At 37.5% G+C, this 16325-nt stretch carries 17 protein-coding genes; 7 read left to right on the top strand and 10 right to left on the bottom strand.

Annotation, left to right across the window (positions count from 1 at the left end):
- Window positions 1-3: 3 nt before the first annotated feature.
- Genes FCR2A7T_RS09060 through FCR2A7T_RS09045 form a run of 4 tightly spaced genes read right to left on the bottom strand, consistent with a single transcriptional unit; the run spans window position 4 to window position 2559 of the window.
- Entirely contained in the window at window positions 4-882 is an 879-nt protein-coding gene (locus tag FCR2A7T_RS09060) for a DUF5777 family beta-barrel protein (protein ID WP_023570981.1), read from the bottom strand.
- Window positions 883-886: 4 nt separating this feature from the next.
- A complete protein-coding gene (locus FCR2A7T_RS09055; protein ID WP_023570980.1) occupies window positions 887-1639 on the bottom strand; it encodes a T9SS type A sorting domain-containing protein in 753 nt (250 codons plus the stop codon).
- Between the two features lie 4 nt (window positions 1640-1643).
- Entirely contained in the window at window positions 1644-2162 is a 519-nt protein-coding gene (locus FCR2A7T_RS09050; RefSeq protein WP_023570979.1) for an ankyrin repeat domain-containing protein, read from the bottom strand.
- A gap of 1 nt (window position 2163) precedes the next feature.
- Window positions 2164-2559: an OB-fold protein gene (locus tag FCR2A7T_RS09045; protein ID WP_023570978.1), complete on the bottom strand. Its 396-nt coding sequence runs from the start codon at window positions 2557-2559 to the stop codon at window positions 2164-2166.
- Window positions 2560-2648: 89 nt separating this feature from the next.
- Here FCR2A7T_RS09045 and FCR2A7T_RS15015 point away from each other — a divergent pair, with 89 nt between their 5' ends.
- The 4 genes from FCR2A7T_RS15015 to FCR2A7T_RS09030 all read left to right on the top strand — a co-directional run bounded on the left by FCR2A7T_RS15015 (window position 2649) and on the right by FCR2A7T_RS09030 (window position 7822).
- Window positions 2649-3005 (top strand): hypothetical protein, encoded by a 357-nt coding sequence (locus FCR2A7T_RS15015; RefSeq protein WP_081709380.1) that lies wholly within the window; start codon window positions 2649-2651, stop codon window positions 3003-3005.
- Between the two features lie 10 nt (window positions 3006-3015).
- Window positions 3016-3558: a YceI family protein gene (locus FCR2A7T_RS09040; protein ID WP_035117999.1), complete on the top strand. Its 543-nt coding sequence runs from the start codon at window positions 3016-3018 to the stop codon at window positions 3556-3558.
- A 96-nt stretch (window positions 3559-3654) separates the two neighbouring features.
- Window positions 3655-5577: a transglutaminase domain-containing protein gene (locus FCR2A7T_RS09035; RefSeq protein WP_023570975.1), complete on the top strand. Its 1923-nt coding sequence runs from the start codon at window positions 3655-3657 to the stop codon at window positions 5575-5577.
- Window positions 5578-5674: 97 nt separating this feature from the next.
- Entirely contained in the window at window positions 5675-7822 is a 2148-nt protein-coding gene (locus FCR2A7T_RS09030; RefSeq protein WP_023570974.1) for a DUF3857 domain-containing protein, read from the top strand.
- A 39-nt stretch (window positions 7823-7861) separates the two neighbouring features.
- Here FCR2A7T_RS09030 and FCR2A7T_RS09025 read toward each other — a convergent pair whose 3' ends face one another.
- Window positions 7862-8821: an ion channel gene (locus tag FCR2A7T_RS09025; protein ID WP_023570973.1), complete on the bottom strand. Its 960-nt coding sequence runs from the start codon at window positions 8819-8821 to the stop codon at window positions 7862-7864.
- Window positions 8822-8907: 86 nt separating this feature from the next.
- Between FCR2A7T_RS09025 and FCR2A7T_RS09020 the strand changes: the two genes are divergently transcribed.
- Window positions 8908-9387, top strand: coding sequence for a GyrI-like domain-containing protein (locus tag FCR2A7T_RS09020; protein WP_023570972.1), 480 nt, complete (start codon window positions 8908-8910; stop codon window positions 9385-9387).
- A 58-nt stretch (window positions 9388-9445) separates the two neighbouring features.
- Here FCR2A7T_RS09020 and carB read toward each other — a convergent pair whose 3' ends face one another.
- Both carB and rpmH read right to left on the bottom strand, forming a co-directional pair.
- Complete coding sequence (gene carB, locus FCR2A7T_RS09015) at window positions 9446-12298, bottom strand: carbamoyl-phosphate synthase large subunit (RefSeq protein ID WP_023570971.1); 2853 nt, start codon at window positions 12296-12298, stop codon at window positions 9446-9448.
- Window positions 12299-12412: 114 nt separating this feature from the next.
- The gene (rpmH, locus tag FCR2A7T_RS15010; RefSeq protein WP_008464848.1) at window positions 12413-12574 is read right to left on the bottom strand and encodes a 50S ribosomal protein L34; all 162 of its coding nucleotides are present in this window, start codon (window positions 12572-12574) and stop codon (window positions 12413-12415) included.
- Window positions 12575-12827: 253 nt separating this feature from the next.
- Here rpmH and FCR2A7T_RS09010 point away from each other — a divergent pair, with 253 nt between their 5' ends.
- Window positions 12828-13343 carry a hypothetical protein gene (locus tag FCR2A7T_RS09010; protein ID WP_023570970.1) on the top strand — a complete coding sequence of 172 codons (516 nt, stop codon included), beginning with the start codon at window positions 12828-12830 and terminating at the stop codon, window positions 13341-13343.
- A 146-nt stretch (window positions 13344-13489) separates the two neighbouring features.
- Window positions 13490-14191 carry a TlpA family protein disulfide reductase gene (locus tag FCR2A7T_RS09005; protein WP_023570969.1) on the top strand — a complete coding sequence of 234 codons (702 nt, stop codon included), beginning with the start codon at window positions 13490-13492 and terminating at the stop codon, window positions 14189-14191.
- Here FCR2A7T_RS09005 and FCR2A7T_RS09000 read toward each other — a convergent pair whose 3' ends face one another.
- The 3 genes from FCR2A7T_RS09000 to FCR2A7T_RS08990 are packed head-to-tail and all read right to left on the bottom strand — an operon-like array spanning window position 14192 to window position 16134.
- On the bottom strand, window positions 14192-14566 hold the full coding sequence (locus FCR2A7T_RS09000) for a sulfite exporter TauE/SafE family protein (protein WP_023570968.1): 375 nt from the start codon (window positions 14564-14566) through the stop codon (window positions 14192-14194).
- Window positions 14567-14568: 2 nt separating this feature from the next.
- Window positions 14569-15465: a lytic transglycosylase domain-containing protein gene (locus FCR2A7T_RS08995; RefSeq protein WP_023570967.1), complete on the bottom strand. Its 897-nt coding sequence runs from the start codon at window positions 15463-15465 to the stop codon at window positions 14569-14571.
- A 12-nt stretch (window positions 15466-15477) separates the two neighbouring features.
- Window positions 15478-16134 (bottom strand): alpha/beta hydrolase, encoded by a 657-nt coding sequence (locus FCR2A7T_RS08990; protein WP_023570966.1) that lies wholly within the window; start codon window positions 16132-16134, stop codon window positions 15478-15480.
- Window positions 16135-16325 lie beyond the last annotated feature (191 nt).

Below are 16325 nucleotides of genomic sequence, written 5' to 3'. Positions count from 1 at the left end.
AGATTAGAAAACGCGGACCAGATTAAATCCGAAACAAATTTCGCCTTTTGTCCAATCTCCGGAAGTTTGTCCGAGATACCCGGTTTCATGCATGGCTCTGGAATTTGTAAAATGCATCTGAAAAACATGTCCGCCCGTTTCCACATCAACCCCAACCGAAAGCAGATTTCTATATACCGATTCGGAAGCACGGTTCAAATGCGCCGCATAATCCATGTTTATGGATACGTGTTTTGTTATTTTATAACGCCCTCCCATCCCAACAGCAAACTGACTGTTGTTTTGAGGATTTGGCAGTATCGGATTACCATTGGAATCAAACACATCGCGGATTGTATTTTCATGAAAATAAGTTGGTGCTACTTCCAGCGTAAGATGTTCATCGAATTTTCGGGAAACCAACAACTGCGTTACATAACTTAATCGGTTACTGAAATTCATATTCGGATAATCTCGTTTTTTCATTTCAGAATTTACCGCGACACTGCTGAAACCGACAAGCGACACTGGAAAACCATCCTTTTGCTGAGGCTGTAGCCGGTATTTGGCCGCCAAATCATACGTTTCCTGAAAACCACTTCGGGATACATGAATCGTAAGCCATTTGTTCAGACCGTAAAGGAATTTCAATTGTGTATTGGCATTGTCCAATCCGAAAAAGTCGTCGAAACCGTTTTTCAGATAATCAAAACGATGGGCAACTATAAAATAAAAATCTCCTTTGGCTGCTAATTTTGTAGATTCCAGATTGATTATTTTCAATGATTTAAAGGCCGATTCGACTTTAGCTTCCGATTTAACCGTATCAATCTCCGATAATAAATCATCTTGAGAAAAAACATAAAGCGGGAACAACAGTAAGATTAATGTTATTTTCTTCATAAGCTTAATTAATAACTAATGTTTTCGTTCCCTGACCGTCAATTGTTTTAATATTCATGAGATACATCCCTGCATTTAATCCGGAAAGATCAATTTTGTTATTTGTTACAGACAATGCGGTTTCTTTTACCTTTCTTCCGGAAACATCATAGATCTGAATTCGAGCTTCTTCCGTTTGTGGCGGTAATTCGATGGATGTATAATCATTTGCCGGATTCGGATACATTTTAAAACTTTCCAAATCAAAATTCTGAATACCCAGCGTCAGATTGGCAACAGTAGCGCCACAATTGCCGCTTCCGTGGTAAGTTACCGATAATGACAATCCTCTGGCGAAAGTTAACTGCAAAGATTGAGCTGCCAATGGGAAAGTATAGTCTGTCCCTTCACTCGCAACCCTGCTTCTAGTAGCCACAACTGTTCGTACACCGGTATTGATTGTATTTGAAACCACTGTCCAATTTTGCGTATCCAAAGGCGGCGTAACACCTAAACCGTTAAAACTTCTGTCGGTCATACTGGTTCCATCAAAGATTACAACATCTTTACCAATATCATCCATTAAACCCGGCGCATTAAAACCTACCCCTAACCAACTGGTGGAAGGCCCTATCAATGTTAAAGTAACAGTAGTGTTCGTCACATCAACTTTACCGGAATAATTAGCAAAAAAAGTAACTGTTCCGGTAGAATAAGACTGAGCAAACGCACCTAAACCCAATAAAAATGCGAGAAAAGTAAACGTAATTTTTTTCATATCATCATTTTTTTAAAAGTTGGAGTAATTTTTCATCATTAGTCATTTTAACATAATCGACAGCAGAATTTCCTCTAATATCTTTCCAATTCACATTGGCTTTCGCATTTACCAGCATTTCTGCCAAATCGTACTTTTTGAAAATAACAGCGTAAATAAGAGCCGTGTTTCCACTAGAATCCGCAATACTTGTGTCGGCATGATGTTCTAAAAGTAATTTTGCGATTTCACTGTTTCCTTTTACGACTGCAGCCATCAACGGAGAACCGTAATTGCTGGTTCCATTAATGTCAGCCCCGTTATCCACCAAAAACCTTGCAACCGGATTATTACCTCTGTAAGTGGCCAATACCAACAAACTGTATCCATCCTTATTTACGGAATTAATGGCTGATGGGTTTTCTTTCAACACTGTTTTCATCGCTTCGACCGTACCGCTTCTGGCCAATTCAAAAATATCCTGTTGGGAAAAGGACAGTTGACAAACAAACGCACACAGGAAAAAAGTAAAAAATTGTTTCATATCATTCGGTTTCGATTACACATTGGTCCATTTTCATTTCGCCCAACAAATCGTCGTAGCCGATGAAACGTCCTTTTATTTTTATGTCGGATTGCAACCGAAGTCCTGCAGGCATTTTATCCTTAAACACCGCAAACATTTTCTCATCGATAACAATTGTGTTTTCCTTTAAATCCACACTCGAGATTTTTCCGTATACATCTATAGTCTTATCGAGATATTTCTGATTGGCTTTGGATTCATCTGTTTTGAATTCATTGTAAACAGCATCAGCGGTAACCAAAAAACTTTCCTTTTCAGAAGCAATATCACGATGCGATTTGTAGACATAGGAATAAATCAGATAGCCGAGAATCAAAACAAAAACCGAAATAAGTATAATTTTATTTTTTTTCATTTTTACTATTTATTTCTTACAAATTTAACCAAATATTTTTTTAATATCTAAAAAATTAATCATAACTTTAAAGATACAATATTAAAACCATGAACACACGCAAATTAATTCTTATAACAACAACAGCATTGGTTTTATTGAGCTGCTCTAATGATTCTGAATCTGATTTAGCGGGCGCTCCGGTAGAAACAATCACATACAACGGAACGGTTAGAACAATTATCACCGAAAATTGCATCGTCTGTCATACCCAGCCACCCCAAAACGGCGCGCCGATGTCATTACTTACATACGATGATTTGAAGAATGCGGTTTTAAACCAGGGATTAATTGATCGGATTTCTAGTTTTGATCCTAGTTTCTCAATGCCCTTTGGAGGGCCACGGTTACCACAATCAAAAATTGACCAGATTAAAGCCTGGAGAGATGATAATTTTCCTGAATAAACAACTTATCATGAAAACAAAACTATTTTTCACAATCCTGTTTTTTGCAGCTTTCTGTGGATTTTCACAATCGAAAAAAATAACCAAAACCGGCGATATCCGTTTTGAAGCCTCCGTCCCTTCCTTTGAAGAAGTAAAAGCACAAAACAAAACCGCAACCGTAGTACTGAATACTGAAACAGGAGAAATTGCAGCCTTGGCGCTGATAAAAGGTTTCCGATTCAAAATTGCATTAATGGAAGAGCACTTTAACGAAAACTACCTTGAAAGTGACCGGCATCCTAAAGCTACATTTAAAGGCAAAGTATACGGTTTCGACATGAATAAATTATCCGAATCAGATAGAGAATTTACCATAAAAGGAATGTTGGAGTTACACGGAAAGTCAAAAGAAATAACCGTTCCTGCAAAAATCAAAAAAACAGAGGAAGGAATAGCACTGACAACAGATTTCACCGTGAATTCGGATGATTTCAACATCCAAATCCCTAAAATGGTAAGCAACAAAGTATCTAAAAAAGTGAATATCAGCGTAGATTGCATTCTTAAATAAATCGTGTTAGTTAGTAATTTTCAAAGCCTTTTAGTATGAACTGAAAGGCTTTTTTTATAAATAATAATTATATTCGCATTCCAAATACATTGTACTATGTCAAAACGATTTTATGCTTTCCTACTGTTGTCGCTTTTTGTTCAACAGACCTATTCTCAAAAAAACATCGACCCAACAACGGAAGACATCGTATTGGCTAAAAAAATAAGAGAAAAACACACCAAATCGGATGTAGCCATATTGTCCAGTAGTGAAAACATCACCTTCGGTCTTAATGCCAAGGAAGAAAAGGTTACCGTTCTCCAAAACATCAAAGAAAACCTAATGAACATTACGCATCGTGCAGACATTCAAAAGGTTGAATTTTATGACAGCGAAACGGAAATTGAAGATTTTCAGATGAAATTCAGAAACGACAAGAAAGCCAATTTCCTGGTGAAAGATGAATTTTACAAAAGCGACGATTTGTTCTACAACGACGCAAGAGTAAAATACATGACCGTTGATTTTCCGGTTCAGGGCTATTCCTACAACTATGAACTCAACAAAAAATACAAAGACGTAAAATACTTTACTACCATTTATTTTAACGACGAATACCCAATCGTAAAAAAAGAAATAAAAATTTCGGTACCCAACTGGCTGGAACTGGAAATCAAGGAATTTAACTTTGCCGGATTGGAAATCAAAAAAGAGATAAAAAATGACCCGAAAAGCAACAGTACGGTTTACACCTATCTTCTGGAAAACGTAGCACCAGGCGTAAACGAAAAATTGTCTCCGGGACCGAGTTACATCTATCCGCACATAATGCTGATTGCAAAATCGTACACCAAAGACAATAAAAAAACCACGCTTTTCAGCACTACAGCCGATTTATACAAATGGTACAAGTCGTTGGTTAACATGATGAAAGAAAATCCTGCCGCCCTAAAAGACAAAGTAAAAGAGCTGACGGAAAAAGCAAAAACCGACGAAGAAAAAATAAAAAACATCTACTATTGGGTTCAGGACAATATCCGATACATCGCTTTTGAAGACGGAATTGCCGGTTTCAAACCCGACGAATCACAAAACGTTTTCCAGAAACGCTATGGCGACTGTAAAGGAATGGCCAACTTAACTAAGCAAATGCTGAAAGAAGCCGGTTTTGATGCAAGACTGACCTGGATTGGTACAAAAAGAATCGCTTACGATTACACGATACCATCACTTTCAGTTGACAATCACATGATTTGTACGCTTTTCCACAACGGAAAAAAATACTTCCTTGACGGAACCGAAAAATTCAACTCCTTTGGTGAATATGCAGAACGTATTCAAGGTAAAGATGTTCTGATTGAAGACGGCGATAAATTCATCATAGAAAAAGTACCTTCCTCAGATGCACTTGCCAATACGGAAACTTTTTCGGCAAAATTACATATCGAAAACGAAACCATTACCGGCAAAACGTCCAACACATTCACCGGAGAAAGCAGGGCTTCATTTCTTTACAGCTACAACAACATCAAAAACAACAACAAAGAGGAAGCGCTTCAGAATTATTTAACCGATGACGATAAAAACCTGACAATTGCTTCGGTATCAACTTCCGATTTAAGCAACAGGGACAAAAAATTATCCCTTGAATATGACATCAGAATCGACAATAAGGTTTCCCGTTTCGACAATGATATTTACATCGATTTGGATTTTAAAAAAGAATTCGGACACCTTCTGTTCAAAGAACGCAAAAACGATTTCGAATTCCCGCACAAAGAAAATTACGAAGCTTTGCTTAAACTGGAAATTCCGGCAGGCTATAAAGTAACAAAATTACCGGAATCCTTGTCCATCCAGAAACCGGATTACACGGTTAACATCAGTTACGAACAGGTTGGCAATGAAATCGTTTACAAAAAGAAATTCGAGTTTAAAAAAGGACTTATCAAAGCGTCCGATTTCATCGAATGGAACGCCTTCACCGAAAAAATGAACAAACTTTACAACGAACAAATCACCCTAACAAAATCATAATCAACATGAAATCGCCACTAACAAAAAGTTTGCGCAGGTAAACACTAATGAAACATAAGGCGATAACATATTCCACTAAAAAATAAATTATACATCTATGAAACTAAAAATGCTGAAGCTGGCACTGTTCTTCTTTTCTGCAACAGTTTTTGCACAGGACAAAGCAGAAATCAAAGATTTCTTCTGGGGAAAAAACGACAGCTACAAAACGGTAACTTCCATTCCGGAAAAATGGAAAAACGAATCGGCTGTAGTAATTTACAAATATGAAGATTATGATTTTCACAAATTCGGTAAAAGTGTAACCTATCGTTCCGCTATCCGAAGAAGAGTAAAACTTCAGGATCAGGCTGCAGTAACGGAATTTTCGGAATTCACTTATGCCGAGAAATCAAATCCAAGATACGGTACAACTATTAAAACTACAATCGGTATCAAAGTATTAAAACCGGATGGTAAAGAAATCGAAATTAACGTTGATAAAGAAGCGGTAACTGTTGACAACCAGAAAAAAATCGCCATTCCCAACCTGGAAATAGGTGACATTATTGACATCTACGATTACAGTACCGAATCCTTTCAATCGACTTTTGACTACGGATTTGAAGAAGTAGAGCGTACTTTAGGTGGCAACCACCCTATCATGAACTACAAATTGACGTTTCAAACCGAAAACGACTTCTTTGTAAACTTCAACACCTATAACGGAGGTCCGGAGTTAAAAGAAATCCCTTTGGATAAAAGTGGCGAACGTAAATATGAAATGGTTGCTACCGATATCGATAAAAACGATTTCCCAACATGGTTTTATCCTTTAGTAGAATTGCCGTGTTATAAATTCCAGGTATTCTTTGCACGTTCTGGAAAATTTGAAAAAATGGCCGATGCCTTCCTTCCGGAAAAAGAAAGTATCGTTAAAAAAACCGTTTCCAAAGAAGATGTGCTGAACTATTACATGAACAAGTTCCGACCATACGGAAATATGGGAGATATCGAGAAGTTCCTGAAAAACAAAACATTTGCCAGCACGGAAGAAAAAGTAAGAGCGGTTTATTACTACACCAGACACTACTATTACACCATGTATGTGGAAGCTTTTGTGGCCAGCGAAGCCAAAATCATGTATCCTTTTGATTTGTACGGAAGCAATCCGATTTTCTTCCGTTCTGAAATTGACTTTATCGATTTCTTCATGGCGTTCCTGAAAGACAATAAAATCGAATACGACATTATTGTGGGCACCAACCGTCATAACGGACCGATTAAAGACTTACTGATTCAAAAAAATGCTACGGTTCTTTTAAAAGTAAACACCGAAAACCCAATTTATATTGATTATTTCTCTCCTTTCTCTGATTTGGATAAATTTTCAGCACAATTGGAAAATACGGAAGCCTATGCTTTAAAAGTGACAAAACTGAAAAAAGTAGTAGATGTGGATAACGTAAAACTACCATCGTCTACTCATAAAGACAATACTTCTAAACAGGTTACCAGTGTAAAAATCGCCAACGATTTCAACACCTTACAGTTAAATCGTGAAACGGCTTTAAACGGTCATAACAAAGACGAAGAGCAATCTGAAAAACTGTATTTCTTTGATTATGTTAAAGAGGATTATGCCAAATACGGCACTACCCCATTGCTTGACCGCGTTAAAAACAAAAAGAAAAACGAACAATACACCAAAGAATTTGACGCCCTTATTAACAAACTGAAAGACAGAAGAAAAGAAGAATCAAAAGTTTCAACTGGCAAAGAATACGGTTTTGAAATTGACGATCACTCCCTTGAAATTATAAACACAGGACGTTTCGGAAAAACAACTCCTTTTATTTACAAAGAAGATTTCTCCATTAAAAACAAGCTTATCAAGAGAGCCGGAGAAAATTATATTTTTGAAATCGGTAAACTTATCGGATCACAGTTTGAAGTAAGTAAGAAAGAGAAAACCCGAACCAATAACATTTACTTCTCGTTCCCGCGTTCGTTCGATGATGAAATTATTATGGAAATCCCAGAAGGATACACCGTTACCGGATTGGAAAAACTGAATAAAAACATTGTAAACGAAACCGGTGGTTTTACAAGTACAGCAGTAATTGAAGGCAACAAGTTAATTATCAAAACCTTCAAATATTACACGGATTATTTCCAGCCGAATAAAAACTGGAGCAAAATGGTAGACTTCTTAGATGCCGCTTACCAATTCAATCAGGAAAAAATCCTTTTGAAGAAAAACTAAAAACAAAAAGCCTTTCATAACACTGAAAGGCTTTTTTATTTAATTTAATTCGACTGCTTCAAAAGCATTTAATTTGTCAATAAAAAGACGGGTATGGCTGTCGTCTTCACTTCTGGAAAACATCGGAATGAATTTAGCGCCGTACACGAATTCATCAAAAGTATACGAAGTTCGTTTCACTACGGAAGTACTGAACATATCATCAAAAACCTTTACGTAAACTACCAATTCCCCTTGATTTTTTTCAAAATCTTCTTTGGTTAAATTGTAGAGCGGACTCTCCTCTGTAATCGGGTGCACCAATGTCCAACTAAGCGTTAAGGCATTGATTCGTTGCAACTCCAAATCCAGCGAATAGAATTTATTTACCGGTTTTCCGTTTTCCTCAATAGTCATTCCTAAGGTCAGTCGCGCTTCAGCTTCTGTTAAATTGGTGTTTTTATAAGGCGTCATTCGCAGCATTAAAGCCGTAATTTCTTTGTAGGGCGCAATAATGGCATTTTCTGAAAAACGAATAAACGCTTTTGGTTTACTGAATCTTCCGTAGAACAAACCGGTCGCAATCGCAAAGCTTAACAAGCCAAATAATGCCTCCACCGAAGCTACAAAACTGGCCCAAAATCCGGTCGGACTGATATGACCATAACCAACGGTAGTATACGTTTGTGCACTGAAGAAAAACGCCTGTCCGAATTTATCGATTGGATTATCGGCCGAAATCCCGTTAAGATGTTCCACTCCGATAATGCAATACACACTGGCAAAAACCAAATTGACCAACAGGTAAAAAACAAAAATTGTCACCATGAATTTCCATCGGGGAACAACCAGCATCGTATGATACCAACTGATGCTTTCCACAAAACCGATGCCTTCTTTCTTTACGTTCGCATTCCCGTTTTTACTGATAAAACGACCACCATAATTGGTTGAATTGGTTCCGAAACCCGTATTGGCATCTGCTTTTGCTTTCGCATTTATTTTCTTTAAAAAAGCCATGAATAATAAGTTTCAGTAAAGCTATTAAATTAAAAACAGATGATTCCTATGTTATTTTGGTATTTTTGATTTTGAAAACGAAACAGATGAAACCCAGAATCAAACTTCTTTCAGAGAAAAAACTAATCGGAATGCAAACAATTATGTCGTTAACCGATAACAAAACGATGGAATTGTGGCAAAATTTTATGCCGAAACGAAAAGACATTAAGAGAGCTGTTAACTCCAATCTTTATTCCATTCAACACTATGACGATTTGTATTTTAAAGATTTCAATCCGAATGCCAGTTTTGAAAAATGGGCAGCGATTGAAGTAACCGATTTTAAAATCATTCCTAAAGACATGCAAACTTTTACAATCCCAACTGGTTTATACGCCGTCTTCGAATACAAAGGTTTAAGTTCCGACAACAGTATATTCCATTACATTTTCGCAGAGTGGTTACCGAATTCTGAATACCATTTAGACCATCGACCGCATTTTGAAATTTTAGGCGAAAAATACAAAAACAACGATCCTAACTCGGAGGAAGAAATCTGGATTCCGATTAAACCCAGAACATAACTGTCAACAATAAAAAAATCCCTCAACTGAGGGATTTTCTTTTATAAGCATTTGAGTCTTATTTACTCAAGTACATTTTTCTTCTGGAGTACAATTCGTAGAACTGATCGTCTTTCAGGTCATCGATAAACAAGATACTTTCTCCCGTTGATTTCATCTCAGGCCCTAACGCTTTGTTTACATTTTTAAACTTACTGAAAGAGAATACCGGTTGTTTAATCGCGTAGCCATTCAATTGCGGATTGAAGGTAAAATCGGTTACTTTATTGTGCCCCAACATTACTTTTGTAGCATAATTTACATAAGGTTCACCATAGGCTTTTGCGATGAATGGCACAGTACGCGATGCCCTCGGATTTGCTTCGATAATATAAACTGTATCGTCTTTAATCGCAAACTGTATATTAATCAGACCAACCGTTTTCAAAGCCAAGGCAATTTTATGTGTATGATCTTTAATCTGTTGCATCACAAACTCTCCCAAGTTAAACGGTGGCAACGTTGCATTGCTGTCGCCCGAGTGCACACCACAAGGTTCGATATGCTCCATGATTCCAATGATGTATACGTTTTCGCCATCACAAATTGCATCCGCTTCGGCTTCAATCGCGCCGTCTAAATAATGGTCTAACAATAATTTATTACCCGGAATCGATTTTAATAAATCAATTACGTGCTCTTCTAATTCCTGTTTGTTGATTACGATTTTCATTCCCTGACCACCCAACACATACGAAGGACGAACCAATAGCGGGAAATCTAATGAATCGGCTAATTTTGAAGCTTCATCCGCACTTTCCGCAATACCGAATTTCGGGAACGGAATGTGTAAATCCGTTAACAAATCTGAGAAACGGCCTCGGTCTTCGGCCAAATCCAAAGCATCGAAACTTGTCCCTAAGATTTTCACGCCGTATTTCGAAAGCTTCTCAGCCAATTTAAGCGCCGTTTGACCACCTAACTGAACGATTACACCTTCTGGTTTCTCATGACGGATAATGTCGTAAATATGCTCCCAGAAAACCGGCTCGAAGTACAATTTATCTGCCGTATCGAAATCCGTGGAAACCGTTTCCGGATTACAGTTGATCATGATGGTTTCGTAACCGCATTCTGATGCTGCTAAAACCCCGTGAACACAAGAATAATCAAACTCGATTCCCTGTCCGATTCGGTTTGGTCCCGAACCTAAAACGATTACTTTTTTCTTGTCAGACACCACACTTTCGTTATCAACGAAACGAGTACCGTCAGCTTTTTGAATTTCAGCCTCAAATGTCGAGTAATAGTAAGGTGTTTTTGCTTTGAATTCAGCCGCACAAGTGTCAACCAATTTGTATACACGTTGTACTCCCATTTCATCGCGGAGCGTATGTACCTGACTTTCCAAACAGCCCAGCATGTGTGCAATTTGGCGGTCACCGTACCCTTTTTGTTTCGCTTCCAAAAGCAATTCTTTTGGTAACGTATCTATTTTATATTTTGAAATTTCTTTTTCCAACACATACAATTCCTCGTATTGTCTCAGGAACCACATATCGATTTTGGTGATTTCGTGGATTCTGCTTAACGGAATACCCATTGCAATTGCATCGTAAATTACGAAAACACGATCCCAGCTCGCATGAGTTAATTTATCTATAATCTGATCGTAATTGGTATATCCTTTTCCGTCAGCTCCTAACCCATTACGTTTGATTTCCAACGACTGGGTTGCTTTGTGTAGCGCTTCCTGGAACGAACGTCCGATACCCATTACTTCGCCAACCGATTTCATCTGAAGACCTAATGTTCTGTCGGCGCCTTCAAATTTATCGAAATTCCAACGCGGGATTTTCACGATAACGTAATCCAGAGTTGGCTCGAACAACGCGGAAGTTGATTTTGTAATTTGGTTTTGCAATTCGTCAAGCGTATATCCTAAGGCTAATTTTGTTGCAATTTTTGCAATTGGATATCCTGTTGCTTTTGATGCCAAAGCAGACGAACGCGATACACGTGGGTTGATTTCAATCGCCACGATGTCTTCTTTTTCGTCCGGTGAAACGGCAAACTGCACGTTACAACCTCCGGCAAAGTTTCCGATACTACGCATCATCAGAATTGCCATATCACGCATTCTTTGGAACGTTCTGTCGGAAAGCGTCATGGCTGGTGCCACTGTTATACTGTCACCGGTGTGGATTCCCATCGGATCCATATTTTCAATTGTACAGATAATTACAACATTGTCGTTTTTATCGCGTAACAACTCTAATTCATATTCTTTCCAACCCAAAAGTGCTTTATCAATCAATACTTCGTGGATAGGAGACATTTCTAATCCGTAGGTTAGTTTTTCGTCGAAATCTTCTTTCTTGAAAACGAAAGCTGCTCCGGTTCCTCCAAGCGTAAACGAAGGACGAATTACTAAAGGAAAACCGAATTCCTGCGCGATTTCTTTACCTTTAAGGAAAGAGTTTGCTGTTTTTGCAGGCGCGGTCGGAACCTCAATTCGCTCTAATAATTGTTTGAACTGCTCGCGGTCTTCTGTGATGTTGATAGCATTCACATCGACACCAATCATGCGCACGTTAAAATCTTGCCAGATGCCTTTTTCATCCGCTTCCAAACATAAATTTAATGCGGTTTGTCCTCCCATAGTCGGTAAAACGGCATCAATTTGTGGGTGCGCTTTTAAGATTTCGATGATGGATTTTGTCGTTAGCGGTTTTAAATACACATGATCCGCCATGGAAGGATCGGTCATGATGGTAGCAGGATTGGAGTTAATCAAGATAACTTCAATTCCTTCTTCTCTTAACGAACGTGCAGATTGAGATCCTGCGTAGTCAAACTCACAGGCTTGTCCGATTACAATTGGTCCCGAACCAATAATTAAAACCGATTTGATTGAATTGTCTTTTGGCATTGTGTTGTGTTGTTGTAGTTATTGAGACACAAAAAGTTGCGTCTTTATTCTCGATAAGGTATAAAAAAAGCGTTACTGATAAAAAGTAACGCTCTATTTATGATTGTAAAATCATTATTTTTTGTGTCTAGGCTCAGATGAAACCGTTAACTTATGTCTTCCTTTAGCTCTTCTGCGTGCTAATACTTTTCTTCCGTTAGCAGAAGCCATTCTATCCATGAAACCATGTTTGTTTCTTCTTTTTCTTTTCGATGGTTGAAACGTTCTCTTACTCATTGCTTTTATCTTTAAATCGTGTTTTTAAAATAGTTCCAGCTTTGAAATTAACCTCGCTTCAAAACCGAGTGCAAATATACAAAGACTTTTATTTCTGACAAGTGGTTTGATAAAAATTTTTATCGTTATGCCATATAATTACAGTATAAACAGTTAGAACCCTTTTTTCCTCCGAATTGTTACTGTTTAAAAAAACTTTTTTCGGTGGCTCATTACTATTTATTACATTTGCAAACTTAAATATAAAACCATTATGTTTCACAGAAATATTAAACTGATTTTAGCCGGATTGTTAATCGCTTTAGGGATTTGGCAAATCGTAGACAAAGAAATAGGAAACGGAATTTTTCTGATCCTTTTCTCTTCTATTTTTATTTTACTTTATTTTAAAAATGAATTTATATTGTTGGCTTTCCTGCAATTGAGAAAACAAAACATGGAAGGCGCCGGAAAATGGCTTTCACATATTAAAAATCCGGAAACAGCTTTAATCCGCAAACAACAAGGTTATTTCAATTACCTTCACGGAATCTTGGTTTCGCAAACGAATTTATCGGCAGCCGAGAAATATTTTAAAAAGGCAATTGAATTAGGTTTAAGCATGGATCAGGATTTGGCTTTGGCGAAACTACAATTAGCTGGCATTGCCATGACCCGAAGAAGAAAAATCGAAGCAACTAACCTATTGAATGAGGCTAAAAAATTAGACAAACAAAACATGCTGAAAGATCAGATCAAAATGATGAAAGATCAGCTTAAAAAGATATAACAACCTCATTACCAATAAAATAAAAGCGTCATTATGGCGCTTTTGTTGTTTTTATAGGTTTCCTGTCGATTATTCATGCATCTTACCGACATAGAAATTCCGTAGGCGATAAAAGCCGTAATTTTATCGAACCAAAAACGAAGAAGATGCTTAAATTTTACTTCAAAATTATAGCTGTTTGTCTTCTATCTTATACAGTTACTGCACAAGATAGCGCCCATGCTTTGTTTTCTTACAACATCCACAAAAACATCAAACCGTACATCAAAAGTTCAAATGCCGCATTTGAGAAAGGAAATGTGCAATTGGGAAAAACACTGTTCGATTCTCTGGTGCATAATCATCTTATCGGAACAAAATTTGACAACTTCAGTTTCAAACGCGTTCATAAAAAACGACTCCATCTCAATGCCATAAAAAAACCGGTTTACCTCTTAACCTATTCTTCCTGGTGTGTACCGGCAAAAGGCGAAATTCCAGCGCTGAACAAATTGGCAAAAAAATACGAAAAGGACATTCAGATTGTCGTGGTGTTTTGGGACAGAAGAAAGGACATGAAAAAAATAGCCAAAAAATTCAGCTATCAAATTGAAGTTTGCTATGCCGATGAAACCTACAACAAAGACTGTTATCTGGTTTCAACCTTAAAGCACACACTCGGCATTCCGACAACCTTTCTTATCGACGAAGGCATGAATGTGATTGACATTCGCAGAGGTGGCATTAATCCGGGACCGAAAACAACCTATACTGCTTCATTCGAATTGAATTACGATCGTTTTTATGACGCAATCAGCGTACTCATAATTAATGAAAAAACTGCTAAAGACAGAATCGCCAAACAGTAATTATTTACCCAAAATCATTTTACCGGCCACAAGCAACAAAATCACACCAAATATTTTCTTAAGTATTTTTTGGTCGATACTTATTGCCAATTTACTGCCTAAAAAACCTCCGAGAATAAAAACTGCCGAAATGATAATGGCGTATTTCCAGTTGATATAGCCTTCTTTATAATAATTCAGAACCGCCAGCAAAGTAACCGGAGGAAGTAGCGCTGCCAAACTTGTGCCTTGTGCCTGATGTTGGGAAAAACCCAAAAGAAGCAACAACGGAACAATGATTATACCACCGCCAACTCCTATCAGTCCGCTTAAAATACCAGCCAACAACCCGATGACCATCAGCGCCAAAACAAGAGATACTGTCATTTTTTTCATTATTACTTTTTAATATATCCTTCTAACGGAATTTCTATGGTATACACTTTTCCGGGTTGTACTACTAACTTTTTGTCGCGTAACCACGGATTGTGAATTTTTAAAATTTTATAATTAATGCCCTGCTCGATTGCAAAAGCAGCCAAATCATCAATATTGGCCGTAACCGGAATTTTTTTCGTCGGAATTTGAGGATATAAAATCTCATTTGGCAAGGCATAACCGTATTTCTGTTGGTTTTGCATGATTTCCTTCAACGCCAGAATTCTGAAAACGTAACGCGATGTTTCCTCGTTTACAAGTAAATCGTAGTAATCACTCACTTTTTGCGCTTCCATAAAACGATCCATGCCGTTCATACCGCCATTATAAGAAGCGGCTGCCATGGTCCAGTTTCCGAATTTCGCTTTCGCCTTCAAAAGATACTGACAGGCAATCTCGGTTGATTTTTCTACATGATAACGTTCATCGACTACATCATTCACTTCCATCCCCATCTCTTTTGCGGTTTCCGGCATAAACTGCCATACGCCTTTTGCTCCTGAGGGAGAGGTTACATTTACCAGTCCGCTTTCGATAACTGCGAGATATTTAAAATCATCCGGTACCCCATTTTTTTTCAGAATGGGTTCGATAACCGGAAAAACGCGATTGGCTCTTTTAATCACCAATTCGGTCGTCGCATGAAGATTAACGTTTACTGTCAATTCCCGATCAAAGCGCTCGCGGACATCGGCAATCGTTAACGGTGTTTTCTCTCCCGAAAAATCAATATTTAACGGAATTCTGGTAAATTCATAGGTACTTTTCACCGAATTCACACTTGTTGTAGCGTAAATAAATATTCCGCTTATAACCATAACCGCTGCTACTACAGCCAACCTTTTTATCAATTTCATATTCCCGACTTTTTATTCCGTTATTATTCTTGGCAGATTTTCATTCATCCATTTGTATTTAAACAGAATCATGGCGTGTGTTCCGCCTTTTACCACTATACAGTTTTTAATGTTTTTTATTGGAAAAACATCATCGTTATCCCCATGAATATGAACGACTTTTTCATCAATTTCTTTTCTATTCCAAAGCAAAACATTTTCAATAGCCCAATCCAGATACTTTTTATCGTTAACCGAAAGATACATTTTATACAATTCCAAACGTTCTTTTACCCTTTCCCCCATTCCGTATTTCAACAGAAATTCGACATTGGAAAACATACTCGTCGGAATCAGTTTATACGCTTTGGTATTTTTTGCCAATTTCATTCGCATCGGAAATTCATCGGCACACTTTACGCTGGAAATAATGATTGTTTTCCGAACCTGTTTTATTTTAGCAATTTCCTGCACCAAAATCCCACCAAAGGAAACACCAATCAAAACAGCATCATCGTGCTTTATTTCTTCAGCCATACGTTCCGCATACCCTTCTAACGTTTCATTAGGCTTGGGCAAAAACCATTCCAGAAGATGTACTTCGAACTGCTCTTCTGGCAATTGTATTTTTTCAAAAATCTTCGGACTGGCTGCCAAACCCGGCATAAAATAAACGGGAATTTTATTCATTGAGTGGAAATTGAATTCGGATAAAGGTTACATTGAAATTTCCATAAAAATAGTACTTTTAAGCATTTAAACACGATTAAAAAATTTAAATTTAACTAAAACACAAACACAGCCAACCATTTTAATACCTTAGAAAACAGTTTGATATTGATTCTCAAATGAGTACCTTTGTACCTTATTTACATTCGACA

Source organism: Flavobacterium cauense R2A-7 (assembly GCF_000498475.1).
Lineage (GTDB): Bacteria > Bacteroidota > Bacteroidia > Flavobacteriales > Flavobacteriaceae > Flavobacterium > Flavobacterium cauense.
The sequence above is the reverse complement of the archived record's forward strand: the minus strand, read 5'-3'. Positions and strand labels throughout refer to the sequence as shown.

Coding starts and splice junctions, on each gene's coding strand:
- rpmH (WP_008464848.1), bottom strand. CDS start 12,574: ATGAGTAAGAGAACGTTTCAACCATCGAAAAGAAAAAGAAGAAACAAA.
- FCR2A7T_RS09060 (WP_023570981.1), bottom strand. CDS start 882: ATGAAGAAAATAACATTAATCTTACTGTTGTTCCCGCTTTATGTTTTT.
- FCR2A7T_RS09055 (WP_023570980.1), bottom strand. CDS start 1,639: ATGAAAAAAATTACGTTTACTTTTCTCGCATTTTTATTGGGTTTAGGT.
- FCR2A7T_RS09050 (WP_023570979.1), bottom strand. CDS start 2,162: ATGAAACAATTTTTTACTTTTTTCCTGTGTGCGTTTGTTTGTCAACTG.
- FCR2A7T_RS09045 (WP_023570978.1), bottom strand. CDS start 2,559: ATGAAAAAAAATAAAATTATACTTATTTCGGTTTTTGTTTTGATTCTC.
- FCR2A7T_RS09025 (WP_023570973.1), bottom strand. CDS start 8,821: ATGGCTTTTTTAAAGAAAATAAATGCGAAAGCAAAAGCAGATGCCAAT.
- carB (WP_023570971.1), bottom strand. CDS start 12,298: ATGCCAAAAGACAATTCAATCAAATCGGTTTTAATTATTGGTTCGGGA.
- FCR2A7T_RS09020 (WP_023570972.1), top strand. CDS start 8,908: ATGAAACCCAGAATCAAACTTCTTTCAGAGAAAAAACTAATCGGAATG.
- FCR2A7T_RS08995 (WP_023570967.1), bottom strand. CDS start 15,465: ATGAAATTGATAAAAAGGTTGGCTGTAGTAGCAGCGGTTATGGTTATA.
- FCR2A7T_RS09005 (WP_023570969.1), top strand. CDS start 13,490: ATGCTTAAATTTTACTTCAAAATTATAGCTGTTTGTCTTCTATCTTAT.
- FCR2A7T_RS09000 (WP_023570968.1), bottom strand. CDS start 14,566: ATGAAAAAAATGACAGTATCTCTTGTTTTGGCGCTGATGGTCATCGGG.
- FCR2A7T_RS15015 (WP_081709380.1), top strand. CDS start 2,649: ATGAACACACGCAAATTAATTCTTATAACAACAACAGCATTGGTTTTA.
- FCR2A7T_RS08990 (WP_023570966.1), bottom strand. CDS start 16,134: ATGAATAAAATTCCCGTTTATTTTATGCCGGGTTTGGCAGCCAGTCCG.
- FCR2A7T_RS09010 (WP_023570970.1), top strand. CDS start 12,828: ATGTTTCACAGAAATATTAAACTGATTTTAGCCGGATTGTTAATCGCT.
- FCR2A7T_RS09030 (WP_023570974.1), top strand. CDS start 5,675: ATGAAACTAAAAATGCTGAAGCTGGCACTGTTCTTCTTTTCTGCAACA.
- FCR2A7T_RS09040 (WP_035117999.1), top strand. CDS start 3,016: ATGAAAACAAAACTATTTTTCACAATCCTGTTTTTTGCAGCTTTCTGT.
- FCR2A7T_RS09035 (WP_023570975.1), top strand. CDS start 3,655: ATGTCAAAACGATTTTATGCTTTCCTACTGTTGTCGCTTTTTGTTCAA.